The sequence below is a fragment of the Hymenobacter siberiensis genome (assembly GCF_018967865.2).
Classification (GTDB): Bacteria; Bacteroidota; Bacteroidia; order Cytophagales; family Hymenobacteraceae; genus Hymenobacter; species Hymenobacter siberiensis.
Genome location: NZ_JAHLZY020000001.1, coordinates 2,000,208 through 2,024,889 on the forward strand (window position 1 = coordinate 2,000,208; position 24,682 = coordinate 2,024,889).

Below are 24,682 nucleotides of genomic sequence, written 5' to 3' on the forward strand. Positions count from 1 at the left end.
AGAAGTCAGAAGCACAACGGCCGAAGTGGCCCCAAAGTACGTTCTTCCCAACGAATAGCCAAGGTGGTTGGTTCGGGGGTATTCGCTAAACTGGTTATTGGCTCATGAGTTTCCGTTCTGATTTTTTGCAAGGCTTGCCTTCCGTTACGGTCGCCACCTTTGAGACGGCTGCGCTGGCGCTGTTCCGGTACCAGGCCGCGCACTGCCCGCCCTACACGGCCTACCTCGCGCAACTAGGGCGCGACCAGGCTGCCGTGACCCGGCTGACGGATATTCCGTTCCTGCCCATCGAGTTTTTCAAAACCCACGAAGTCTGCACCAACCCGGCCGCATGGGAGCCGCAGGAGCTGTTTCTGAGCAGCGGCACCACGCTCCAGCAGCGCAGCCGCCACCTCGTGCGCGAGCCGGCCCTGTACCGCGAAAACGCCGCCCGCATCTTCGAACAGTATTACGGCCCGCTCACGGACTGGACGTTTCTGGCGCTGCTGCCGTCGTATCTGGAGCAGGGCAATTCCTCACTGGTGGCGATGGTGGACTATTTCGCGCAGCAATCGGGTCAGGCGCAGCCGGCGTTTTTTCTGCACGACCACGCCGTCCTGCGCACCGCGCTGGCCGAGGCGAAGCAGGAACCCGGCCGCCGCGTAATGCTCATCGGTGTGAGCTACGCGCTGCTGGATTTCGCTCTGGAAGCCGGCCCCGCGCCGGAGCTGCAAGGCCTCACCGTGCTCGAAACCGGCGGCATGAAGGGTCGCCGCCGCGAGATGATTCGGGAAGAGCTGCACGCCGAATTGCAGCAGGCATTTGGGCCGGCCGGCATTCATTCCGAATACGGCATGACGGAATTACTCAGCCAGGCCTATTCGTTGGGCGATGGCCGCTTCCACAGCCCCGCACCGTTGCGGGTGCTGCTGCGCGACCCGTCGGACCCGTTCTCGATTGGCGGTAGGGGTGACGGGGCTGTTAATGTAATTGATTTGGCGAACGTGGATTCCTGCGCCTTTGTCGAGACAAAGGATTTAGCGCGGATGCACCCGGATGGGAGTTTTGAGGTGCTGGGCCGGATGGATAATTCGGATGTTCGCGGGTGTAATCAGATGGTGTAGAAAGTGACGTAAAAAAACTACATAGGCATTATCTTAGTCAAACAAAATTAATTTATATAAACTAAAAAAACTTTGTTTTGATACAGCAAAAGTCATTTAGATTAATTGCAGTTGTTTCCTATCTGCTTATCATGCTAATGGGGCAAATGATGGCACTGCCATTTTTTCTTTGGCTGCTGTTTACAATGTTTGATGTTGGCAGTATTGACCAGCTATATGGACTTTTGGCTATTACAGGCCTTGTGACGATTTACATAAATCATAATAAAACACGAACATCAAGAATCTTGATACTTGACTTTTTGTGTTTCATTTTATTAGCGTCGCCTCTTGTAAGTAGAATGAACGCAGTGCCAATTGAACTCTTCAATTACTTTGCTTTCATTATTCCGACAGCATTGTTTGCTTTGTTTTATGCGGCTTCATTATTTCTTGGTTATAAACAATATTCACAAGTTGAGACAGACTGAATTTTCCATAATTTAGATATCAAATAAAAAAAGCAGCGCCAGAATCAACCGATTCTGGCGCTGCTTTTTTTATTTGCAAACAAACCCTGCTACTTCCCCGCAAATGCCTTCGCGTCGCCTTCCGTAATCGTGTCGTCGCTCATAATGACTAAGCGTTCCACCACGTTGCGCAGCTCGCGGATATTGCCGCGCCAGTCGAGGCCTTTCAAATACTCCAGCGCAGCAGCGTCGATTTTCTTGGGCTTGTTGCCGTAGTCGGCGGCGATGTCGTTGAGGAACTTCTGAATCAATTCCGGGATGTCTTCGCGGCGGTCATTCAGCGAAGGAACCTGGATTAGAATGACGGAGAGGCGGTGGTAGAGGTCTTCGCGGAAATTTTTGTCGGTGATTTCCTGCAGCAGGTCTTTGTTGGTGGCGGCGAGGACGCGCACGTTCACCGAGATTTCTTTTTCGCCGCCCACGCGGGTGATTTTGCTCTCCTGCAAGGCCCGTAGCACCTTGGCCTGGGCCGAGAGGCTCATGTCGCCGATTTCGTCCAGGAAAAGGGTGCCACCGTCGGCCTGCTCAAACTTGCCGATGCGCTGCTTCACGGCCGAGGTGAAGGAGCCTTTTTCGTGACCGAACAGCTCGCTCTCAATCAGCTCGGAGGGGATGGCGGCGCAGTTTACTTCCACCATGGGGCCGTTGGCGCGGTTGCTGAGCTCGTGGAGCTGGCGGGCCACCATCTCCTTGCCCGCGCCGTTGGGGCCGGTGATGAGGACGCGGGCATCCGTCGGGGCGACCTTTTCGATGGCTTTGCGCACGGCCCCAAGGGCGGCCGAGGACCCCACCATTTCCGAGCCTTTCGTGACGGAGAGCTTCTTTTTCAGCGTCTTGGTTTCGCTGACGAGCTTGGTGCGGTCGAGGGCGTTGCGCACCGTCAGGAGGAGGCGGTTGAGGTCCGGGGGCTTGGAAATGAAATCGTAGGCCCCTTTTTTGGTGGCATCGACGGCGGTTTCGATGTTGCCGTGGGCCGATACCATGATGAAGGCGGCGTCGGTGCCCATGGCCTGGGCGCGGGTCAGGACTTCGAGGCCGTCCATTTTGGGCATGCGGATGTCGCAGAGCACCACGTCGTATTTTTGCTGGATGAGCAGGTCGAGGCCGGCGGGGCCGTCTTCGGCCTGGTCTACTTTGTAGTTTTCAAATTCCAGAATCTCCTTCAGCGTGTTGCGGATGGCTTTTTCGTCGTCGATGATAAGGATGCGGGGCATGCGGGGCGGAATACAGATGGAATGCGAACAGCGAGCAGCGAAGGTAATGAAAAGCGCCGCGTGTAGTTTAAGGACGTAACAAACAACAACTGCGGCCAGCCGTTTCTACACCGAGCTGCAAACAGCTTTACCTTCGCTCAATCCAATCTAATTTCCTGCATGAAAAAATCGATAACCCGCCCGTTGCTGCTCACGGCAGCCCTGGCCGGCAGCTTCAGCCTCTACTCCCTCACCAGCAAGCCCACCGTGGCCCCCGACGCTGATAATGCTGGCCTGAAGCTGCCCGCCGGCTTCGGCGCGCTGGTGGTGGCCGAAACAGGCGGCCGCGCCCGGCACCTGGCCGTGACGCCGGAAGGCAATATTTTTGTAAAGTTGAACCGGCCCAAAGACGGCAAAGGCATTCTGGAGCTAAAGCCCACCGCCACCGGTAAGGCCACTGTTTCGGGCGGCTTCGGTAGCTACGGCGGCACGGGCATTTATGCTAAGGACGGCTATCTGTACGCCTCTTCGGATGAGGACGTGTACCGCTATAAGCTGGATGCGAAAGGGGAGGTGACCAACCCCGCGCAGCCCGAAAAAATCATCACCGGCCTGCTGAACCGGGGCGAGCACGAGAGCAAATCCATTGTGCTGGATAATGCCGGCAACGTCTATGTCAACGTCGGGGCGTATTCGAATTCCTGCCAGGTGAAGGACCGGGAGAAAGGCTCGATGGGCCGGCCCGACTGCCCGATTCTGGATTCGGCGGGCGGCATCTGGCAGTTCCGGGCCGATAAGGCCAACCAGACCTACGGCTCGGGCACGCGCTACGCCACCGGCCTGCGCAACGTGGTGGGCCTCGACTGGAACGCGCAGAACAACCAGCTTTTCGTGATGCAGCACGGCCGCGACCAGCTCCACGACATCTTCCCCGCGATGTACGACACCAAGGAGTCGGCGGAGCAGCCGGCCGAGTGCCTCTACGAAATCACGAAGGGCGCCAACGCCGGCTGGCCCTTCCTGTACTATAATGGCCTGACGCACCAGAAAATACTGGCCCCCGAGTACGGCGGCGACGGCAAGAAGCTGGCCGACCCCAAGTACCTGGAGCCCGCCGCCGCCTACCCCGCCCACATGGCCCCCGATGGCCTGCTGTTCTACACCGGCACCATGTTTCCGGCCAAGTACCGCAACGGCGCGTTCATCGCCTTCCACGGGTCCTGGAACCGGGCTCCCGAGCCCCAAAAAGGCTATTACGTGGTGTTTCAGCCCTTCAAAAACGGCAAGCCCAGCGGCCAGTGGGAAGTGTTTGCCGATAACTTCGCCGGCTCGGATGCCAAGGCGGCCGCCGGCCGCGCCGACCACAAGCCCTGCGGCTTGGCCCAGGGCCCCGATGGCTCGCTCTACGTGAGCGACGATAAGGCCGGCACCATCTACCGCATCGTATACAACCAGAAATAAGCGTGTTCGTGAAGAAGTCTTTTGTGATACTGGCCCTGCTGGCCCTGACCAGCGTCCCGGCCTTCGCCCAGAAAAAACCAGCCGCCAAAGCCCCGGCCAAAAAAGCCGTGTCCGGCGTTTCGGCCGCCACGCTGTTGCAGGGCAAGTCCATCTACACCCAATACTGCCTCACCTGCCACCAGGCCGATGGCCTCGGTGTGGACGGCATGAACCCGCCCCTAGCCAAAACCGACTACGTGCTGGGCGACAAAACCCGCCTGATAGGCGTGCTGGTCAACGGCCTGAAAGGCGTGGACATCAACGGCGAGGAATACCACGGCGTGATGCCCTCGCAGAGTTACCTCAACGACCAGCAAATGGCCGATGTGCTGACGTACGTGCGTAACTCGTTCGGGAACAAGGCCAGCGCCGTGACGGTGAGCGAGGTGAAGACCGTGCGGGCGGCTGGGAAGAAGTAGCCGTGCCGGTCTGACCGCCCTAGGCGGTCAGACCGGTTGATGTGTGCCTATCTTGGTGCGCAACATCAATCGGTTATAGCAACGACAACCGGTCAGACCGCCTAGGGCGGTCGGACCGGCACGACACCAAAAAAGGCCACTCCCGCGCGGGAGTGGCCTTTTTTGATGATTGGTGATGGGTCTGTAAGCCGGGTTTTGTCCGGGGCCGAAGCCCCTGCCTCACCATTTATCTAGGCCAGTCCTCGCGGAAAGGCTCCATCAACCTACCCGCTGGCGCCGGACGAGCCGCCCGGAGCCGATGCCGCCCGAAGGCTGCGCCGGCGTACCAGCTTATTTGGTCTTTCAACCCCTGAGGTTTACCCAGCCGGGACGGTTGCCCGCCCGCTGGTGCGCTCTTACCGCACCTTTTCACCCTTACCGGCACCGGCCCGAAGGCCGGTACGTAGGCGGTAATTTTCTGTGGCACTTGCTGTCCTGGGTTGCGTTATGCGCGCCAGTCCTTCCCGTTAGGAAGCAAGGTGCTCTGTGTTGCCCGGACTTTCCTCGTCGCCCGAAAGCGCCGCGGTGAGGCGACCCATCACTGCGGGCAAAGGTAGCACACGAATAAACTAGAACGTTATCCTGAGTGAAGTCGAAGCATCTCTACCGCGCAAAGATTCTCCCAAGTTTTGTTAGGAATAGCTCAAAGCCTGGAATCGGCGGGGCAAATTGGCAAGTTAAAAGTTGCTGGCTCCCATTGTAATTGTAGTCGGCAAACCAATAGTGGTAATCATCAATCTGATTAAGAAGCTGTTTAGAAAGTCCCCGAACGGTCATGCAGCGCGCAGCAAAACATCTTGCTCGCATCGTCAGGCCCGTTCAACGATGCGAGCAAGATGCTTCGCTGCGCGCTGCATGACCGTTTGAGTACCTTTTGTGACTTTCTAAACAACTCCTAAATGTGACTTCTGACGGCATATCGTGCATTCTACTAAACTTTCGTTTCAGTGCAATGAATAATTCACAATCAGGAGGCCAGCCTGGGTTAGCTACTATTTCCATAATCTCATTACCAGCAGCCAATTCCTTTTTAAGTATGTGCCGCAGAGGAGGCGCTAGTTTGTCTAGAGGTGCCATTACTTCCCCTCCCACACATTATCCTTCGGGTAGCTGTCCGGCACCAGGGTGCTGCCCAGGGTTACGCGTTTCAGGGGCTGCTTGGTGGCGACGGGAACGGTGACGGAATTGGTCCCGGTTTCCCATACGCCGATGCTGCGGTGGATTTTCTGGGTGGTGTTATCGGCGAAGGTGATGGTGAGGTCGACCGGGACGGGTTTAGTGCCTTTGGCCTGCACCTGGATGTCGTAGCCGGCGGTGCTTTTGGTGACGCGGGCGATGGCCAGGTCGGGGTAGCCATCATCAAAAAACCAGCGCTGCCAGAACCAGTTAAGGTTGCGGCCCGCCCCGGCGTTCATGCTGTTGAAGAAGTCGTAGGGCATGGGGTGCTTGCCGTTCCAGTTCCGAATGTAGGTGTGCAGCGACTTGGTGAACAGCTCATCGCCGAGCATATCCTTCACGTAGAGGTAGCCCATGCCGGGCTTGGGGTACGAGTTGAGAAAAAACGGCATCCCCGTTTGCTGGGTGCTGAGCGTGACGATGGGCAGGTCGTTTTCGGTGGCGGCCTGGGCGGCGTAGCGGGCCACGCCGTAGTCGTCGTCCAGTTTGGGGTCGATGATACCCGAAATGAGCCACTCGCCGATGGTGGCCCAGCCCTCGTCCATCCAGCCGTACTTGGTTTCGTTGATGCCCATGTAGAAGGGGAACATCGTGTGGAAGATTTCGTGGTCGGTGAGGGTGATGGCGTCCTCGCGGGTGGCGGTGGGGTTGTCGTTCACCATCATGGGGTACTCCATCTGGTCGAGGCCGTCGAACACGGTTTCGTGGGCGTAGGGAAAGGGCCACTTCGGGAAGGTGTAGCTCATGGCCTCCACCGTTTTGCGGCTGAAGTTGATGACTTCCTTGTAGTCTTCGTGCTTGGGATTGTACACGGCATCGACGCGGGTGCGGCGCTTGGTGGCGGGGTCCACCACCAGGCTGGTGCTCTGCCACACGTAATGGTCGGCGGTGGCGAATACGAAATCGGTAACGTTTTTGGCCTCGAAACGCCAGGTATTCTGGTCGGTCTGGGCGGTGATGTCGCGGCGCTTCGCATCGTCCTCGCTGATGATGCTCACCACGGTGTCCTGCTGCTCGGCATCGCGCAGGCGCTGGGCGTACCTTGGGGCCAGCACTTCGGCGGCGTTGGTGAGGTCGCCGGTGGCCCAAACCACGAAATTCTTGGGCACGGTGATGGCGGCTTTGAAATTGGCGAAGTCGTTGTAGAACTCCTGGTCGCCGGTGTAGGGCACGCGGTTCCAGCCGTCGAGGTCGTCGTACACGGCGATGCGCGGGAAGAAGTAAGCCACGAAAGCGGCCCCCGGCTCAACTTCGCCGGTGCGCTGGTGCGAGCTCTTGTTGAGGGTGTAGGCGTAGGTGGCACGCACCGTGGCAATCTGGTGCGCCCTGAGGGCACGGCGCAGGGTTATGGGCAGGTTGGTGGCGTCGGGGGCCAGCTTGCTCACATCGAAGGTTTCGCCGTTGATGCTGAGGTTGAATATTTTAACGCCGTCGCTCACGTCTTCCGGGGCAATGGCGCGGCTGCGGGGCGCCCCCTTCTGGTAGAGGTTGGGGTAGAGCTTGAACCAGAGCTGCTTGAGCGAATCGGGGCTGTTGTTGACGTACTTGATGTCTACCGTGCCCGACACGAGGCGGGTATCGGGGTTGAAATTCACGGCCAGGTCGTAGTCGGCGGTGTTTTGCCAATAGTTGGGGCCGGGCAGGCCGGTTTCGGCGCGGGTGCCTTTGGCGTAGGTGGCTTGCAGGTTGCGCGGTACGGGCAGCGCGGGCTGGGCGCGGGCCACTGAGACCAGTAGAAAAAGGGCAGCGGCAATCCGACCAAATGGTTTCATAAGCAACAAAGTAGCAGCAGGCGCTGCGAAAGGAATAGGCACAAAGAAAATAGCAGCTACGAATTGGCCCGAACCAGGCCAGTTGGCGTCAGCGTCTGCTCCCCGTGCCAGCGGTAGGCCACCAGCTCACCGCCTTTTGCCACGCTGTAGTCGAGGCACACGGAGTGCGGTGTGAGCAGCTGGGGCTCGCCCCGCAGCCAGTAATGCCCGAAGAACACCGGCGTTTCGTCCTGGTAGTAGCTGGCGTTGGGCAAGGTGGCCACATCCACGGGCTGGTCGGCCAGCGCCTCAACGGATTCCAGGTAGTAGTTGTGGTAGGTGGAAATGGCCGGGTCGCGCCACCACGCGGTGCGCACCATGGTGCGGCGGTGGCCGTCTTTATCGAAGAAATGGTGGCCGCCGGGCAGCTTTGTTTCGTGGCCTTTCAGCGTGACTTCGATGGCATTGAACTCGTCGGAACCCACCCGGCTGGCCGCCAGTAGAAATTCCGGCGTGAGCCGGGCATCGGGCAGCCACCCGCGCAGCTGGGCAATGTAGCGGGCATCCCAGCAGGCGTGCACCACGCGTAAGCCCGGCAGCTCCAGAAACAGCGGCAGCGTGCGAAACCACGCCAGGCAGCCCTGCCATTCGGCAAATAGCTCCTTGGTGCTGAACTCCTGAATGGTGGCGAGGTGCTGCAAAATGTGATGCGGTCGGTGGGACCGCAGGTGCCCGCCGGCGGGGTCGGAGGCCCAGAAGGCGAGGGCGTTGTACTCGTGGTTGCCCATCACGGCCAGGGCCGCGCCGCCGTCTACCATGGCGCGCACCACTTGCAGCGTCTCACGAATGGCCGGGCCACGGTCAATAAAATCACCAACGAAAATGACTTGCCGGCCCGCCGGGTGCCGGTAGGTCCCGAGGGCATCGGGCGCGTACCCAAGCTGCTGCAGAAGCTGGCGGAGCTCCGCCGCATGGCCATGAATATCGCCGATAAGGTCGTACATGGAATGTAGGAGTGGAATGGGTAGAAAATCAGAACGTCATGCTGAGCTTATCGGAGCATTTCTACCGCGCGACTAAATCTGATTAGTTGCGCGGTAGAAATGCTCCGATAAGCTCAGCATGACGTTCAAAACAGCCGTCACAAAACTTGAGAACCTACTTCAGCCGCACCAGCGTGGCACCGAAGCCGAACTTCTCCTTGCGGGCGTCCTCGAAGAACTTGATGTCCTTGTTCCGGCTCAGCTGGCGGTGGATTTCCTTGCGCAGTACCCCATTGCCCATGCCGTGAATAAACACGATTTCGTGCATGTTGGTGGCCAGGGCGCGGCTCAGCGCGTCCTCAAACGCATCGAGCTGCAGGCGCAGAATGGCGGTGTTGCTCAGCTCCTCGGTGTTATCGGGGCGCAGGGCTTCGAGGTGCAGGTCGAGCTCGTGGGGCGGGGCCACGATAGGGCCGGCCGGCTTGGCTGGCGTGGCGGCGGCTACCACAGCGGCCGGCTTGGCCGGTGCGTCGCCGCTGAGCTGGGCTTTGAGGGCGGCAATATCCACACCGGCGGGCTTGGCCGGGGCGGTGGGAGCCGGGGCAGGAGTTTCTTCGGCCAGCTGCTCGGGGGCGATGGCGGCGGCCGCTTTCTCGTCCAGCTGGAAGAGGTAGGCATCCTTGCCAATCACCGGCGCGGGCTTTTGGCTACCGTAGAACGTGCTGGCCTTGAAGGCCTGCCGCTTGGTGAGCAGCTCGTAGGCCGCGTCGCCATTCGGCTTGCTGGGCAGCAGCTGGAAGATGACCGCGGGCCAAGCCTCAAAATCCTTCATGTGCAGGAAGGAGAGGGGCTTGGTGCTGGTTTTGGGGCCAAGCTTGTCGGCGGCCAGGGCGCGGTAGGGGCGGGCGCTGGTTTCCTCGCCATAGGTGAAGAGCACGTCGGCCTCGGTGTTGTTGATGAGCGTGACGCCCAGCAGCTCCGGGGACTGGTGCACCAGGGCCAGGAACAGGCCTTTGGCCGCTGCCGGCTGCCTGGCCCCGGCGGCCGGCCCGCTGATTTTGGCCACGCCTTTGCCGCTCGAAGCCACAGCAGCCAGGGCCTCCTGCAACGAAGGCTGCACCGGCTTGGGCGCAGCCGGCGTAGCCGACGGCCGCTTGCTGTTGTCCTTCTTGCTGGCGTTGGCATTTTTGCCGGGCGTCTGGCCGGGGCCGTAGTCCACGGCGGCGCGGTCGAAGTTCTTGCCTTCTTCCTGGGCCACTACCACTACTTCGCGCCGAAGCACGGGAATGGTAAAATCGTTGTCAATAGCTACTTCTACCAGCTCACTGTCGAGCAGGCGGGTAACAATTCCTTCTTCGGTGCCGGTCAGGAGCCGGACTCTATCTCCTACGTTCATAAATCACGGATTTGGCAGATTTAAACGGATTTCACGGGTTTTGTGGACGATTATCGGCCGCCGGAAGTAGTCCGTTTTTCTTCATTTTGACCCGCCCGGATGGGCTGGGTCTACAAAAGTACGTTTTTGGCGTGCCGACAGATGCCTTACCTCTTTTTTAAGGTAGAAAGCCTCCCATCATGCCACACAAAAATGCCCACAAATACCAGTGATAATGTGCAGAATATCATTAGCATACTCACCTAAAAAATCCGTAAAACCCGCGTAATCCGTGATTTACATGTATAGGCCGTGAAAGCCAAAACCGTCGCGCCCGTTGTACTCCAGCGCCGGGGCTGGCAAGTGGAAAATGCTGAGGGTGTAGAATATCTTTTTCAGCAGCGGGCTACGGGTGGGAATGCGGCGCAAATCTACGTCGAGCGAAAGGTAAAACTGGCGGTAGGGGCGCAGGCCTTTTTCGGCGTTGGTGCCGTCGTCGTTATACACCATGTCCTGGCCGCCGTAGCCCACGGCGGGTTGCAGCCAGCGGGGCCAGCGGTTGCCGGGCTTTAGGAACGCGCCTACATCGGTGCAAAGCCAGTAGGTCTGGCCGTTGTAGTCCTTCAGCCAGCGCTCAGGCACGTTGCTGCCCAGCACGTTGGGGCGCATGGCGGCGTAGCTGGTGAGATGAAACGACCATTTGGGCATGATGCGGACATCGTGCCAGGCCAGCTGTTGGGCCAGCAGGGCCGAGGAACCCAGGAAATTGGCCGCCAAATCAGTAGCCGACGCGCCGTAAGCCGGGTCGAAGCCGTCGAGGATTTCAATCGGGCTCTGCACCACGAAGCCCACAAACGAGCCGTACCAGATGGCCTTTTTCTCGCTCAGGCCGGCCCAGCGCAGCATATCCACCGCGCCCCGGCTTTCCTGAAACGCGCCCCAGAAATGCCCGCACTTGTCGAGCTGCTGCCACTCGGGCAGGTCGTTGAACCAGTGCAGCTGCACCCGCTCGCCGGTGTACCAGGCCGTGGTGAGGCCGGTGTAAATAACGCCGTAGCTCAGCGCCGTGCCGCTCACGAGTAGACGCAAGCGGCGCTTGCGCAGTGCCACCGAATCAACCGGAAAGTTGCTGCGTGAGGAGACATCAACCGAGCGAACCGGCGGGCCACTCGCACTGTCGGTACGGAGCGGCACCTGCCCGCGCCCGGCCAGTGGCACCGCCAGCGCACCGCCCATGGCCAGCCCGGCCAGCCGCCCGCGCCCGAACAAATCTAAAATCAACGAGACAAGCGCCATGCAGGCTATAAATAGTGCCTAAAGGTATGCCCCATAAAGCCGGCTGCTGGCTCCAATGGCGTATCTTGCGACTTGGTTTGTCAACAAAAACAATTAATTACAGGCTTGGCAAACGTTTCCGCAAGCTTTTATTTCAGCTATCTAAATAATTTTTAATCAACCACTTCCTTCTCATTTCGCATCCTAAAAATTCCCAATGCAAAAACTTCGACACCTCACCGCCCTGCTGTTGACCCTGCTGGCCTGGACCGCCCAGGCGCAGGTAACTACCTCGCCGGTTTTCTTCACCGATACCACGCCCGTCACCATCACCTACGATGCCAGTCAGGGCAACGGGGCGCTGGCCAATTTCACCGGCAACGTCTACATCTGGACCGGCACCGTGACCAACCTGAGCTCCAGCAACACCAACTGGCGCAACGTGCACAGCCCCAGCTTCGGCGTGGCCGACCCCTCGGCGCAGATGACCCGTAGCGCCAGCAACCCCAACATCTACACCATCACCTTCACGCCGCGCACGTTCTACCCCATTCCGGCGGCCGAAACGCTGCTGCGCCTGGGCATGATTTTCAAGAATGCCGACGGCTCCACGGTGGGCCGGGCCACCGGCGGCGGCGACATTTTCGTGGATGCGTCCACGACTGCCCTGTCGGTCCGCATCACCAACCCGACTTCCAACGCCAGCGGCAACCCGCTGTTCGTGGCCCTGGGCGCACAAGTAAGCGTAACGGGTACGGCCTCCGCCACGGCCAACCTGGCCTTCAGTCTCAATGGTACGCAGGTGGCCCAGCAGGCCAGCGCCACCACCCTCACCACCACCGTCACAGCGGCCACCGGCCGCAACGTGGTGCGCTTCAGCGCCGTCAGCGGTACCAACCAGGCGGTCGATTCGCTGATTTTTGTGGTGCGCCCCACCGTTACCGTTGCCGCGCTGCCCGCCGGGGCCAAGGACGGCGTTACGTACCTGAATGGCGGCACGTCGGTCATCCTCAACCTCACGGCCCCAAACAAGCAGTTTGCTTATGTCCTGGGCGAGTTCAACAACTGGCAGACAACCAACGCCAGCTACATGAACAAAACGCCCGACGGCAACCGCTGGTGGGTGCAAATCAACGGCCTCACCGCCGGCCGCGAATACGCCTACCAGTACCTCGTGGACGGCACCCTGCGCGTGGCCGACCCCTACTGCGAGAAAATCCTGGACCCGAACGACGACCAGTACATCCCGGCCGTGACCTACCCCGGCCTCAAGGCCTACCCCACGGGCCGCACCACGGGCATTGTGTCGGTGCTGCAAACCAACCAGACGCCCTACGTGTGGACAGCTACCACCTTCCAGCGCCCCAGCCGCACCAACCTCGTGGTGTATGAGCTGCTGATGCGCGACTTCATCGCCCGCCACGACTACCAGACCCTGCGCGACACCCTGAACTACCTCTCGCGCCTCGGCGTGAATGCCATCGAGCTGATGCCCATCAATGAATTCGACGGCAACGACAACTGGGGCTACAGCCCCGATTTCTTCTTCGCGCCCGATAAATACTATGGCACCAAGCAGGCCTTCAAGCAGTTCATAGATGAATGCCACCGCCGCGGCATCGCCGTAATTCTGGACATGGTGCTCAACCACTCCACCGGCCAGAGCCCAATGGTGCAGCTATACGCCGGGGCCAACGGCGGCCCTTCGTCCGATAACCCGTGGTTCAACGTGACGGCCCCGCACCCGTATAGTGTGTACAACGACTTCAACCACGAAAGCGCCCTCACCAGGTCCTTCTCGAAGCAGGTGATGTCGTTCTGGCTTCAGGAATACCACATTGATGGCTACCGCTTTGACCTGGCTGGCGGCTTCACGCAGCAGCCCAGCACGGGCAACACCTACGGCAACTACGACCAATCGCGCATCAACATCTGGCTAGATTATTACCAACACATGATTGGCGTCGATGCTAACCTGTACCCCATTCTGGAGCATTTCCCCGAAAACCGCGAGGGTAAGGCCCTGGCCGACGCCGGCTTCATGATATGGGGCAACGCCGTTAATAACTACAACGAGGCCACGATGGGCTACCTGCCCAATTCGAACTTCAGCTACGGCTACTACGGCAGCACCGCCCAGGGTGGTCGCGGCTGGAACAGCCCCAACCTGGTAACCTACATGGAAAGCCACGACGAGGAGCGCCTGATGTACAAGAACCTCACCTTCGGCAATTCGGCCGGCACCTACAGCACCCGCGACCTCAACACCGCCCTGGCGCGCATCGAGCTGGCCTCGGCCTTCTTCTTCACCGTGCCCGGCCCCAAAATGGTGTGGCAGTTTGGCGAGCTGGGCTACGACAAGTCCATCTTCGCCTGCTCGAATGGCACCGTGCCCACGCCCTATGGCAACGACCAGTGCAAGCTGAGCGCCAAGCAGCCCGTGTGGGCCTACTACCAGGATGCCAACCGCCGCCAGCTCTACGATGTGCAGCGCGCCCTGATTGCCCTCAAAAAGCAGGAGTCCGCCTTTGCCAACCCCACCGGCTACACGCAGCAGCTGGCCGGCGCCGCCAAGTCCATCCACGTCAGCAACGCCACGCAGAACATCACCATCATCGGTAACTTCGACGTGACCAGCACCACCATCGACCCCGCCTTCCAGCGCACCGGCAAGTGGTACAACTACCTGTCCGGCGACAGCATCACCGTGACCAACGCCAATGCGCTCATCACGTTGGCTCCCGGCGCCTACGCCGTTTACACCACGCGCCGCCTCAAAAAGGCTGTTCTGCTGGGCACTAAAGCCAGCCGCACCGATGCCCTGCGCCTCGTGGCCGTGCCCAACCCCAGCAGCAGCAGCACCAGCCTCCGGTATGAGCTGGCCGCGCCGTCCGCCGTTACCGTAACGGTGCACAACGTGCTGGGCGCTACCGTACGCACCATCAGCAGCCGCGCCACGCAGGCTGCCGGCGCGCACGAGCTCGCCCTGCCCGTGCAGGACCTGGCCAATGGCATTTATGTGGTGCGCCTCAGCACCGGCCAGCTTATGCAAACTACCCGCATTGTAGTGCAGCACTAACGCTGCCTAACCAGGGCCACGAAAAAGGCCGCTTCCAGTTGGAAGCGGCCTTTTTTTGTGAAGCGGTTATTCAGAACGTCATGCTGAGCGCAGCCGAAGCAGCTCGCGTGCCATAGTATCCAATCGATTGAGTTACTACCACACGCGAGCTGCTTCGGCTGCGCTCAGCATGACGTTCTGAGACGCATCTCAGTACTAACAAAACCAGCGTTTACCGCACCGGCAATTCGTCGTGGTACGCCACCAAATCGTCGATAGGGGAGCGGATAATCTTGCCCACTTCCATGCCGTGGGTTTTGGCCACCTGCGTCAGCACATCGCGGAAATTGTAGCCCACCGAGCCCACGCAGTTGAAGGTGTATTCCTGAAAGCGCGGGTAGTGCAGCACCAGGTTCTGGAAGAAGGTTTCGAAGCCTTCGAGTACGATTTCGCGGCAGTAGCTCACGTTGTTGTGGTCGTAGGCAAACTTGGCGAAATTGGCCAGGTAGCGGTTGGGCAGCGGCTGGTTGTAGAGGCGGTCCAGAATGTCGTTGCGCGAGCCCAGCGCGTATGTCTCCTTGAAAATCTCCTGCAGGCCATCGGGCAGCAGGCCACGTAGGTAGTCGCGCAGCAGCCGCTTGCCGAAGTACGAGCCCGAACCCTCATCGCCTAGGAAATACCCCAGCGAATCCACGTTGTACGTGATTTTCTCGCCATCATACAGGCAGGAGTTGGTGCCCGTGCCCAGAATGGCCGCGAAGCCGGGCTTGTGGCCCAGCAGGGCGCGGGCCGCGGCCAGCAGGTCTTCGGTTACGTGGGTCTTGGCCTTGGGAAATACCTGGCGCAGGGCCGCCGCAATCACCTCCGCCTTCTGCGCCGACGATACGCCCGCGCCGTAGAAATGCACGTCGGTCACCTCCTCGCGGGGCAGCGTACTGGGCAGGTGCTGGTTGAGCGAGGCCACAATGGCCGCCGTGTCCATGAAATCAGGGTTATAGCCCTCCGTGTTAAAGTACACGCGGTTGTGCGCGTCGTCGAGCTGGCACCAGCTGCATTTCGTTGAGCCGCCGTCGGCAATAAGTATCATAGGAGAGGGAATTATGAAGCAGACAACGAAAGTAGCAAGTAGTGTGGGAACCGGCTGAGTGGCCGAAAGCGAACAAACGATTGCAGAAAACTTTTTTCGAAAAAACCGTTGTTCTTGGTTTGAAAAAAGCCGGGATGACGCCAGATAACCTGTTTTGGCTGTGTCCTTCCCCGGCTGAAACCTTGGTCAGTTTCGCACTTGGGTGGGTAACATCCTCAATGCTTCCGAAATCTGAGCGGCTTCGGCCGGTAAGTAAGTAGGCCGTGGCTAGCTCGTCAGCTTTCACGGGGCTGGCTCCTCCATTTTGCTGAATCTGTGCACGGCCGATACGCCCTCTAAACTGCGTTTTTTCGTGGCCGGTGCCTGCCCGGTGCATGTGCAGGAAGAAAGGCAGCAACATAGTGACTTCGCCACGCGAAGCATAGGCCGCATACTGGCGTAGCCATGCATCCGGCGGGACGTTGCCATTGCTTTCACGATTGGAATCACTTCCGTACGCACGATGCTGCGCCCGGAGCAGTATGCAGCCGCTTAGAGCGTATCCAAACAGGAGGCAATACTGAGCTTGTCGAAGCATGGCGCACTACTTTAATTACGAAACCGTTACTTACTCAAAAGGCTGTTTTCAATCCAGCGGCTGCCAGCATACGCTCTGCTTCGTTTCGGAATCGAACGGACATAAAAAAGCCGCTGACATGGCCAGCGGCTTTTTTATGTCCGTTCGATTCCGAAACGAATGCTTTTAATTAGGGTGTGACGGTGAGCGTACCGGCCGTCACGTTGGCTCCGCTGCCGGTTATCGTCAGCTTCACCGTGTAGGTGCCGGCCACGGCAATTGACATGTCTTCGCCGTTAATCTTCAGCGTAGTGGCGGTGGCGCCGGGCATCAGGGGCTTGGTCAGCGCGCCCAGGTTGATGGCCCAGTCCTGGTTCTTGCGGAACTTGAAGTCGCCGACGTTGAGGGCCGAGCGCAGCACGTAGGCATTGGCCACACAGTCCCACTTCAGCATGCGGTCAGTGGCGGTAGCACCGGGCCAGCCATCGCCGGCCGGGCCCACCAGGCCCCAGGTGTCGGCGTTGGGGGCCGTGCACTCGTCGTAGGGGGTGGCCGTGAGCTGTTTCGTGGTGGAGTAGAGGGTAGGCAGGTTACCAGCCACGAAGGTTTTCAGGCGTACATCAACCAGGCCCGGCTGGCCAAACGGCAGGCCCAGAAACAGCAGGGCCGAGTTCAGGTCAATGGTTTTGATGGCCAGGGAAGAAGCCGTGCCCACGCCGCCGCTGATTTCCCGTACCGTGGCGAAGTTGGTGCCCGCCTTGGCAATCTGCAGGGTGTAGGTTACCGTGGAGGCTACTTTGGAATCGTCCGACGTCGTGATGGTGTAGGGCGTCCAGGTGTAGGTCACGGCCGTGTTCTGGGCATTGGCCTTCGCCAGGGCCCCGGCGTTGGTGGTGCTCGCCGTCAGCACCGGCGGGGCGCTGAACTCGGAATTAACCCGCACCTCGTCCTTCTTACAGGCTGTGAGGCTGAGGGCCAGCAGGCCGGCCAGGGCCGCCGTTTTGGAAAATAAGCGATACATAAGAATAAGTGAGTTGAGTGAGAACAAAGGATACTGCCTGCCCGGAGTTGCCGCCGGGCAGGCAGAAAAAGCTTAGTAGCCGGGGTTCTGCTTCAGGTTCGGGTTGGCCGTGAGGTCAGAGGCCGGAATCGGAAACAGCTTGTACTTGTCATCCACCGCTTTGCCTCCCGAAATGCCGCCTTTCCAGGGCCAGAGGTAGGCGCCGGTCACAAACTTGCTGTAGCGGATAAGGTCGGTGCGGCGGGTGCCTTCCCAGTGCAGCTCGCGGGCGCGCTCGTCGAGGATGAAGTCGGAGGTCAGCTGGGCATCGGTGATGTCGGCCGTGGCGCTGGCCGTGGTCGTGGGCAGGCCGAAGCCCCGACGACGAATCTGGTTCACGTAGCCCAGCGCCAGGGTGCGGTCACCGCTGCCACGGGTAGCGGCTTCGGCGTAGATGAGCATCATGTCGGCTAGGCGCAACATGGGGAAGTCCACGCTCGAAAAGTTGAGCGAAGCCCCCTGCGCCACGCCTGCCGAGTTCACGTTGCGGTACTTCACCACGCCCAGGCCTTGCGTGAACTGGCTCAGGTCGGTGATGGCCAGCGTCTGGCCCTTGGTGTAGAAGCGGCCCCGGCGGTCGCGGGTGGTGTCGCCGCCAGCCAGGAAAAACTTGTCGAACAAAGCACTAGTGGTACGCAGACCGCCCCAGCCGGTGGTTTGGCCTACCAGGCGCTGCCAGCTGGCATCAGCCCCACTTGTGGCACCGTTGATGAGGAACGTGGTGCCGCCGTAGCTCTGCACGCTGTTTACATCAAAAATGACGGGCCAGATGATTTCACTTTTGGCCGACGCCAAGTGATTGTCGGCCAGAAACAGGCGGCCGTAGGCTGAGGCAACCGCCGGCGCAGCCGTGGTGCTGAGCGTGTAGCCTGCGTCAATCACGGCCTTGGCTTCGGTGGCGGCCTTGGCGTACTGCGGGGTACCGGTATACACGCCGGCATTGAGGTAGAGGCGGGCCAGGAAGCCGTGCGCGGCGGCCTGGTCTACGCGGCCATACTCATTGGTTCGGGGGGTAGCCAGGTCGTTGGTGAGAGCGAGCAGCTCGCTTTCCACGAAGCTATAGAGCTGCTGGCGGGTGTTGTACACGGGCAGCGGGCCACCCACGGGGTCTTTCTCGGTCACGAACGGGCCGTTGCCGAACAGGTCGATGACGTGGTAGTAGGCTACGGCCCGCAGGAACCGGGCCTCGGCCCGGAACAGCTTGCCCTGTTCCTGCTCGCTGCTGCTCAGGCGGCTGCTGAGCTTGTCGTCGGTGGCTTCGCGCAGGAATTCGTTGCAGATGGCAATTTCGTAGTACAGGCGGCTGTAGAAACCCCGGGTCAGCGGGTCGCTGGCATCCCAGCTCAGCTTGTGCCACTCCTGCACGCCCGGGTCGTTCCAGGCAATCACGGCTTCGTCGGTGGTCAGCTCCTGGGCACTCCACCACTGGCGGATGTAGTCGGAAGTGCCGGCGTCGATACCGGTGATGTCGCCCGAGCCGGGGCCCGAAGCCCCGGTGAGGGCGAAGCCGCCGTAGAGCTTGGCCAGCACCTGCTTATAGCCGGCCAGCCCAACGTACACCTTGTCGCCGGTGAGCTCATACTTCGGCGTCTGGTCCAGGTCTTTGGTGCAGGACGTGCTGAAGCCCGCCAGGGCGGTGCTCAGCGTGAGGGCCGTTAGCCCCCGGTATAATGCGTTTTTCATGAGTACTGGTGGGAATTAAATGCCTAGGGCGAGGCCGAGGGTGAAAGTACGGGCACGCGGGTAAAAGTTGCTGTCGATGCCACCGGATACTTCGGGGTCAACCCCTTTGTACTTGGTCACGAGGAAAGCATTTTGCACGTTGGCCGTTACGCGGAGCGATGAAGCGCCGAGCACCTTGCCAACGTTGTAGCCCAGCGAGATGTTTTCGGCCCGCAGGAACGAAGCATTCTGGACGTAATAGTCCGAAAACAGCTGCTGACGGGTGAAGCCGGTGTTCAGCACGTCGGGGCTCAGGTTACTTACGAAAAGAGTGGAGCCTTGGGCGTTGGCATAGGTACCAAAGTTTGCGGCGTTGGCATTATACACGTAGTTGCCCAGGTTGCTGCGCAGGGTGAAGGCAAAAACCAGCTTCTTGTACGTCAGGTTCGAGCTGAAGCCCAGCGTAACGAGCGGCGCGGACTGCTTGTAGGAAACGTAGTCGGCGTCGTTGATGATGCCGTTGCCGTCTTTGTCTACATACAGCCCTTCCACGGGGCGGCCATCGGCACCGTACACCTGCTTAGCCACGAAGAAAGAGTTGATGGGCTGGCCCACGCCCTGAATCTGGATGGTGTTGCCGGTGCCGCCGCCAATGCCGCCCACCTTGTAGCCGTTGAAGTTTTCGGCCTGCTGGCCGAGGTCAGTGATTTTGTTCACGTTGTAGGCGCCGTTCAGGTTCACGTTCCAGTTCAGGTCAGAACCCTGCAGGATGCCGTAGTTCAGGCCTACCTCGATGCCGCGGTTGCGCAGCGAGCCGATGTTGGCGTCGAGCTGGTTGGTAAGGTTGGAGCCGGCCGAGAAGTTCACGCGGGCCAGCAGGTTGCTGGCGCGGCGCTCATACACGTCTACCGTAGCCGTCAGGCGGTTATCCAGGAAGCCCAGGTCCAGGCCGGCGTTGTAGGTGTTGGTGGTTTCCCAGGTTAGGATGGCGTTGTAGCCCTGGGGGCTATAGGTCGGCACGGTCGTGCTGCCCGTGTTGCCGAGCGGGTAGGTCGTCGACGAGCCGCTGAGTACGTAGCGCGGTTGCGTGTCGTAGTAGCCCTGGCCCAGGTCCTGCTGGCCCGTGCGGCCGTAGCCGGCCCGCAGCTTCAACTCCGAAAACAGGTTGTTATCTTTCAGGAAATCCTCGTTCTTCACGCGCCAGGCCAGGCCTACGGCCGGGAACAAGCCGCTGCGGTAGCCCGGACGGAAGCGCGAGGTCTGGTCATTACGCAGGGTAGCCGTCAGCAGGTACTTATCCTTCACGTTCATCGTGGCGCGGCCGAAGTACGAGAGCATCACCAGCTTGCCGTAGTAGTTCGGCACAGTCAGGGTATCGCTCGAGTTCACCTTGGTCTTGCGGTCGTAGCGGTAGTCCAGGAAGTTAGGGCCCTGGTACACGAAGGTTTGGTAGGCATAGCCGCCCTGCACGTCGAATTTGGTGCCGCCCACTTGCTTGCCGTAAGCCAGGTAGGCTTCGAGCAGCTTCATGTCCTTGTCCTGGGCGTACTGAGTATAGCGGCCGTTAATACCGGCGTTGGTGGCGGCGGCGGCGGCCGTGTTGTAGTTACCGAAGTCCGTGGGCTGAATGATGTTGCTGCCGCGTCCGCGCGACACATCCAGGCCCAGGTTCAGGTTGGCGCGCAGGCCGTCAATGCCGTGGACTTTGTAGTCGAACTGCACGTTGCCGATGAGGCGCTTCACCTGACTGGTGTTGTTGGAGTTGTTGAGGGCGGCCACCGGGTTGCCGGGGGCGTTGCCCAAGGGCTGGCCCACCGAGTTGGTGAACTGGGAGTAGCCGCCGTAGCGCGTAAAGCGCGACTCGGTCGACGTAACCGATTGGGTGGGGTCGTAGAGCGCAGCCCCGGACACGGTGCCGTAGTCCACAAAGCGGTTATCCACAACCGAACCTTTGGCGTTCACGTCGATGCGCAGGTGGTTGTCGAGCAGCGTGGGCGATAGGCTCACCGAGCCCGAGTTCCGCTTCAGCAGGTTGGTGATGATGATGCCCTCCTGGTAGAGGTTGCCGTACGAAACCCGGAACGGCACTTTGGCCACCGAGCCAATCAGGCTCACCGTGTTGTCGTAGGTGGCGGCAGTGCGGGAAATTTCCTTCTGCCAGTTGGTGTCGCCTTTGCCCAGCGTGGCAAACTGCGAAGCCGCGCCATTGGTCTGAATCAGGCTGCGGAACTGGTCGGTGCTCAGCGTCTCGTAGCGGCGGGCCACGGTCGAAACGCCCACTTGCGAGTTCAGCTCCACGCGGAGCTTTTCGCCCTGCAGGCCTTTTTTGGTGGTGATGAGGATAACGCCGCCCGAAGCTCGGTTGCCGTAGATGGCGGTGGCCGAAGCGTCTTTCAGCACCGTGAAGGTCGCAATGTCGCTGGGGTTAATCAGGGAGAGCGGGTTGGAGGCGCCGCTGATGCCTTCCTTGTCTACGGGCACGCCGTCAATCACGTACAGCGGGTCGCTGTTAGCGTTCAGCGACGAGTTGCCCCGGATGCGGATAACGCTGCCCGTGCCGGGCGCGCCGCCGGCCGTGGTGATGCTCACACCGGCCACTTTGCCCTGGATGAGCTGCTCGGGGTTGGTTACCTGGCCCTGCACAAACTGCTTGGCATCAACCGTGGCCACAGCCCCGGTCACGTCCTGGCGGCGCTGGGTGCCGTAGCCTACTACCACGGCCTCGGCCAGCTGGGTCGTATTCTCGCTCAGGCCGGCCGATACTTCGGCGTTCTGGCCAGCAACTACCGTCACGGCACGGCGAACGGGGTTGTAGCCCACAAACGAAATCACGACTGTGTGCGGTCCGGCGGGCACGCTCTGGATGCTGTAAGTTCCGTCTATGTTTGAAGAGCTGCCCAGCGAAGTGCCCTCGATGAGGACCGTAGCGCCGGGAATGCCTTCGTTTTTGCTATCGGTGACCCGGCCGCTGACCGAACCGGTCGACTGAGCAAATGCAGTCGAGGGGAGGAAGCCAAATCCTGCTAATAATAGCAGAAACAGGAGCTTCGCTAAATAAGGTTGTCTCATGGGAAACTTCTTAAATGTGTTGGTGGTGGGAAATTTTTAAAAGAATTGGGGCTGCAAGTTACCAAAAACTTGCGTTACAGAAGGTTTAAAGGCATTTTTGGAAAAATTCCAGCACATCTTAAAATCGAAAAAACGTTTGCTCAAATTCGGCGACTTTTTGTCGATATTTAAGTAGGAAGTAGTTTAAAAATCATATTAATTTTGTGAGCTATGCATTGTTTAATAAGTCTTTAACTGGTGTGGTGGCATGCCTACCAACCGGGTGCGCAATGCAAACGATTCGGATATGGTGCGCATAACGCGTTGGAATGAGGCTTTTTTAAAGATTTTTCAGCAAAAAATAAGTTTAAAAGGCCCGTATTTTTTGGGTGTGTGTTTACTCATCGGGGGTGTGTAGTTACTCATTAGGTGCGTTTTTGGGGTGCCGTGTGCTTTCCTTTGTCCTGGGCTGCCGCGGGCAAAAAAACAGCGGCTGGGCAAGTGCCCGAAGGCTCGGGGCGCGGTCGGCAATTCCGGATTAACCACCTTTGCCCTTACCACATTTCGGTATGGCTCGGCTGATAATGGTACTGTTGTTCGTTAATTACCGCAGTAATTGCCTTGCCGGGCCATATTCTCCTAGCTAATTTTGGCTTTTCCTTAGAAAATGAAAAAGCACCTACCATTACTCGCGTTGTTGCTGGCCGGTACCGTAACCGGTGCCACGGCCCAGTCCCGGCCTGGCTCGCGCAAGCCGGCCCCCAAGCCCGCGCCCGGTGCCCGTGGAGTGGTGAAGCCGCCGCCGGTGTACACGCCCATCACCACCCAGCGTGTCAGCGATACCGAGGACGCGCCGACGCCCCTGGTCGTGAGCAAGATGAAGCTGAAGAAGCCTGTGCTGGTGTATTATGAGGAGCCGGCCCCCGGCAAATCGGTGCAGCAGCTCATCCTGTCCGAGGAAAACCTGGGCCTGCTCAAAACCCTGGACCTGGAGCACCTCATGGCCCGCCGCGAAATATTTGTGGATGGTCTGGGCAACCTGACCCTGCCGGGGAGCGACGTGGCCAAATTCCGGCTGCTGGGTACCAGCGCCGTGGCCGAAACCACGCGCCGCCCCGCCGGCGATGGCCGCAGCTTCTTCTCCCGCCTGAAAGTGCCGTCGCCGGGCGTGTTGTACGTGGTGCGCGAGTCGGCCGAAGAATACCGGCATTTTGTGAAAGGCCCCCAGAAGAAGGGCGCGCTGCTCGACTTCCAGGCCAACGGCCTGCCGGGCGTCGATTCGGTGCGGGCCGTGTACACGCTGCGCAAAACGGATTCATCTGAACGCGGCGCCGGCAGCGGCGAAACCATTCGATAACTGATGAGCCAACGATTCTTGCTGAAACGCCCGGCGCTGCTGGCCAGTGTCCTGGCCTTGGCGTGGGGAACTGCCAACGCCCAGGTTATCCTGAAAATAACCCAGGTGCCGGCTGCCTGGCCGCCCCGGGATTCCCTCTTCGTGGCTGGCTCTTTCAATGACTGGAACCCCCGCAGCCCCCGCTATGTCCTGCAGAAGCAAGCCGACGGCACGTACCAAATCAGCCTGCCGCCCAGCCTGGGCAGCATCGAATACAAGTTTACCCGCGGCAGCTGGCCAACGGTGGAGGTAGACGGCAAAAACCAGCAGATTGCCAACCGCAAAGCTGACCTGACCATGGCCCGCGAAATCGCCAGTCAGGTGCTGGCCTGGGACGACCAGAGCGGCGCAGTAGCGGCTCCCAAAAAGCATACTGCTACGCCGCAGGTACGCCTGCTGTCTGCCGCGTTTACCATGCCGCAGCTGGGGCGGCAGCGGCGCATCTGGCTGTACCTGCCCGCCGACTACGTGGCCAACCCCGCCCGGCGCTACCCCGTGCTATACCTGCACGATGGCCAGAACGTATTCGACGACGCCACCAGCTTCGGCGGCGAGTGGGGCGTAGACGAAACCCTCGACCGTCTGCGCCAGGCCGGCCAGGATGCCATCGGCAGCATTGTGGTGGCCGTGGACAACGGCGACCAGTTCCGGTCCGACGAGTACATTCCCTGGCCCAGCGCCGCGCTCAAAGACCAGCCCCACCCGGGTGGCCAGGGCGGAGCCTACGTCGACTTTCTGGCCCTCACGCTCAAGCCTTATATCGACGCGCACTACCGCACCCGGCCCGAGGCGGCGCACACCGGCATCGCCGGCTCCAGCCTGGGCGGGCTGATATCGGTGTACGCAGCCCTGAAATACCCGAAGGTTTTCGGGGAAGTAGGGGCGTTTTCGCCGGCCTTCTGGGTCTGCAACGACTCGTTGCGAGCCTATGCCAAAACCCACCCGGCGGCGCGCACGGCGCGCTTCTATTTCGTGTGCGGCCCGAAGGAATCAGAAACCATGCTGCCCCTGATGGCGCAGTGGCGCGACGAGCTGCGGGCCGAGGGTGTGCCGGCGGCCAACCTGGCTTTTTCGGCTCCGGCCGATGGCCAGCACCGGGAATGGTTCTGGCGGCGGGAGTTTCCAGCGGCTTATCGGTTTCTGTTTAGTTCGGCGGTGAAAACCAGAGACTTTGCGCCGCATAAATAGTGATATGGGGGTGCTCATGATGGTTGGGGTGGTTGTGAAATTGGTGGCGTTTGCAACAACCAGTTGACAGGCTCGTATAGTTTTTTGTCTGCGGTTGCCGGAGTTTTAAAAATGCAGCCTTATCTTTGCGTCGCGTTTCAAGAAAAGCGCTTGCTCAACATGAATTCACATCGTACTTCCCAGGCTTGGTGGTGGCAGCTCCGAAACATCGGACCGGCCTGCCTGTGCGCCTAGTGAAGTCATCCTGATTTTGCTATTAGTCACAAAAAGCCCGGCCCACAGCCGGGCTTTTTTTGTTTCTGTT

General features: G+C 59.9%; 16 protein-coding genes and 1 other RNA gene. 7 read left to right on the forward strand and 10 right to left on the reverse strand.

Annotated elements, in window-relative coordinates; translation table 11 throughout:
* Positions 1-104 precede the first annotated feature (104 nt).
* Together KQ659_RS08870 and KQ659_RS08875 are read left to right on the forward strand one after the other, a co-directional pair.
* Complete coding sequence (locus KQ659_RS08870; RefSeq protein ID WP_216689116.1) at positions 105-1,103, forward strand: acyl-CoA synthetase family protein; 999 nt, start codon at positions 105-107, stop codon at positions 1,101-1,103.
* A 77-nt stretch (positions 1,104-1,180) separates the two neighbouring features.
* Positions 1,181-1,573: a hypothetical protein gene (locus KQ659_RS08875; protein WP_216689115.1), complete on the forward strand. Its 393-nt coding sequence runs from the start codon at positions 1,181-1,183 to the stop codon at positions 1,571-1,573.
* Between the two features lie 89 nt (positions 1,574-1,662).
* Here KQ659_RS08875 and KQ659_RS08880 read toward each other — a convergent pair whose 3' ends face one another.
* Positions 1,663-2,826 (reverse strand): sigma-54-dependent transcriptional regulator, encoded by a 1,164-nt coding sequence (locus KQ659_RS08880; RefSeq protein ID WP_216689114.1) that lies wholly within the window; start codon positions 2,824-2,826, stop codon positions 1,663-1,665.
* Positions 2,827-2,985: 159 nt separating this feature from the next.
* Between KQ659_RS08880 and KQ659_RS08885 the strand changes: the two genes are divergently transcribed.
* Positions 2,986-4,266, forward strand: coding sequence for a PQQ-dependent sugar dehydrogenase (locus KQ659_RS08885; protein ID WP_216689113.1), 1,281 nt, complete (start codon positions 2,986-2,988; stop codon positions 4,264-4,266).
* 8 nt (positions 4,267-4,274) lie between these two features.
* A complete protein-coding gene (locus tag KQ659_RS08890) occupies positions 4,275-4,724 on the forward strand; it encodes a c-type cytochrome (protein ID WP_226929901.1) in 450 nt (149 codons plus the stop codon).
* A gap of 168 nt (positions 4,725-4,892) precedes the next feature.
* Here the strand turns inward: KQ659_RS08890 and rnpB are convergent.
* From rnpB to KQ659_RS08915, 5 genes are all read right to left on the reverse strand, one after another.
* Positions 4,893-5,305, reverse strand: an RNA gene (gene rnpB, locus KQ659_RS08895) — RNase P RNA component class A.
* 534 nt (positions 5,306-5,839) lie between these two features.
* A complete protein-coding gene (locus KQ659_RS08900; RefSeq protein ID WP_216689112.1) occupies positions 5,840-7,711 on the reverse strand; it encodes a M1 family metallopeptidase in 1,872 nt (623 codons plus the stop codon).
* Between the two features lie 56 nt (positions 7,712-7,767).
* Positions 7,768-8,694: a metallophosphoesterase gene (locus KQ659_RS08905; protein ID WP_216689111.1), complete on the reverse strand. Its 927-nt coding sequence runs from the start codon at positions 8,692-8,694 to the stop codon at positions 7,768-7,770.
* 154 nt (positions 8,695-8,848) lie between these two features.
* Positions 8,849-10,069: a Smr/MutS family protein gene (locus KQ659_RS08910; protein ID WP_216689110.1), complete on the reverse strand. Its 1,221-nt coding sequence runs from the start codon at positions 10,067-10,069 to the stop codon at positions 8,849-8,851.
* Between the two features lie 276 nt (positions 10,070-10,345).
* Positions 10,346-11,344 (reverse strand): DUF2279 domain-containing protein, encoded by a 999-nt coding sequence (locus KQ659_RS08915; protein ID WP_226915599.1) that lies wholly within the window; start codon positions 11,342-11,344, stop codon positions 10,346-10,348.
* 196 nt (positions 11,345-11,540) lie between these two features.
* Between KQ659_RS08915 and KQ659_RS08920 the strand changes: the two genes are divergently transcribed.
* Positions 11,541-14,402 carry a DUF4961 domain-containing protein gene (locus KQ659_RS08920; protein ID WP_216689109.1) on the forward strand — a complete coding sequence of 954 codons (2,862 nt, stop codon included), beginning with the start codon at positions 11,541-11,543 and terminating at the stop codon, positions 14,400-14,402.
* A gap of 211 nt (positions 14,403-14,613) precedes the next feature.
* On the opposite strand, the gene KQ659_RS08925 is transcribed toward KQ659_RS08920, so the two are convergent.
* The 4 genes from KQ659_RS08925 to KQ659_RS08940 all read right to left on the reverse strand — a co-directional run bounded on the left by KQ659_RS08925 (position 14,614) and on the right by KQ659_RS08940 (position 21,815).
* Positions 14,614-15,468: an N-acetylglucosamine kinase gene (locus tag KQ659_RS08925; RefSeq protein ID WP_216689108.1), complete on the reverse strand. Its 855-nt coding sequence runs from the start codon at positions 15,466-15,468 to the stop codon at positions 14,614-14,616.
* Positions 15,469-16,214: 746 nt separating this feature from the next.
* On the reverse strand, positions 16,215-17,045 hold the full coding sequence (locus tag KQ659_RS08930; RefSeq protein ID WP_216689107.1) for a SusE domain-containing protein: 831 nt from the start codon (positions 17,043-17,045) through the stop codon (positions 16,215-16,217).
* A gap of 72 nt (positions 17,046-17,117) precedes the next feature.
* Complete coding sequence (locus KQ659_RS08935; protein WP_216689106.1) at positions 17,118-18,767, reverse strand: RagB/SusD family nutrient uptake outer membrane protein; 1,650 nt, start codon at positions 18,765-18,767, stop codon at positions 17,118-17,120.
* A 15-nt stretch (positions 18,768-18,782) separates the two neighbouring features.
* A complete protein-coding gene (locus tag KQ659_RS08940) occupies positions 18,783-21,815 on the reverse strand; it encodes a SusC/RagA family TonB-linked outer membrane protein (protein ID WP_216689105.1) in 3,033 nt (1,010 codons plus the stop codon).
* A 646-nt stretch (positions 21,816-22,461) separates the two neighbouring features.
* On the opposite strand from KQ659_RS08940, the gene KQ659_RS08945 reads away from it, so the two are divergent.
* Entirely contained in the window at positions 22,462-23,151 is a 690-nt protein-coding gene (locus KQ659_RS08945) for a hypothetical protein (protein WP_216689104.1), read from the forward strand.
* A 3-nt stretch (positions 23,152-23,154) separates the two neighbouring features.
* Positions 23,155-24,378: an alpha/beta hydrolase-fold protein gene (locus tag KQ659_RS08950; protein WP_216689103.1), complete on the forward strand. Its 1,224-nt coding sequence runs from the start codon at positions 23,155-23,157 to the stop codon at positions 24,376-24,378.
* Positions 24,379-24,682 lie beyond the last annotated feature (304 nt).

Coding starts and splice junctions, on each gene's coding strand:
- KQ659_RS08870 (WP_216689116.1), top strand. CDS start 105: ATGAGTTTCCGTTCTGATTTTTTGCAAGGCTTGCCTTCCGTTACGGTC.
- KQ659_RS08880 (WP_216689114.1), bottom strand. CDS start 2,826: ATGCCCCGCATCCTTATCATCGACGACGAAAAAGCCATCCGCAACACG.
- KQ659_RS08885 (WP_216689113.1), top strand. CDS start 2,986: ATGAAAAAATCGATAACCCGCCCGTTGCTGCTCACGGCAGCCCTGGCC.
- KQ659_RS08900 (WP_216689112.1), bottom strand. CDS start 7,711: ATGAAACCATTTGGTCGGATTGCCGCTGCCCTTTTTCTACTGGTCTCA.
- KQ659_RS08905 (WP_216689111.1), bottom strand. CDS start 8,694: ATGTACGACCTTATCGGCGATATTCATGGCCATGCGGCGGAGCTCCGC.
- KQ659_RS08910 (WP_216689110.1), bottom strand. CDS start 10,069: ATGAACGTAGGAGATAGAGTCCGGCTCCTGACCGGCACCGAAGAAGGA.
- KQ659_RS08915 (WP_226915599.1), bottom strand. CDS start 11,344: ATGGCGCTTGTCTCGTTGATTTTAGATTTGTTCGGGCGCGGGCGGCTG.
- KQ659_RS08920 (WP_216689109.1), top strand. CDS start 11,541: ATGCAAAAACTTCGACACCTCACCGCCCTGCTGTTGACCCTGCTGGCC.
- KQ659_RS08925 (WP_216689108.1), bottom strand. CDS start 15,468: ATGATACTTATTGCCGACGGCGGCTCAACGAAATGCAGCTGGTGCCAG.
- KQ659_RS08930 (WP_216689107.1), bottom strand. CDS start 17,045: ATGTATCGCTTATTTTCCAAAACGGCGGCCCTGGCCGGCCTGCTGGCC.
- KQ659_RS08935 (WP_216689106.1), bottom strand. CDS start 18,767: ATGAAAAACGCATTATACCGGGGGCTAACGGCCCTCACGCTGAGCACC.
- KQ659_RS08940 (WP_216689105.1), bottom strand. CDS start 21,815: ATGAGACAACCTTATTTAGCGAAGCTCCTGTTTCTGCTATTATTAGCA.
- KQ659_RS08945 (WP_216689104.1), top strand. CDS start 22,462: ATGAAAAAGCACCTACCATTACTCGCGTTGTTGCTGGCCGGTACCGTA.
- KQ659_RS08950 (WP_216689103.1), top strand. CDS start 23,155: ATGAGCCAACGATTCTTGCTGAAACGCCCGGCGCTGCTGGCCAGTGTC.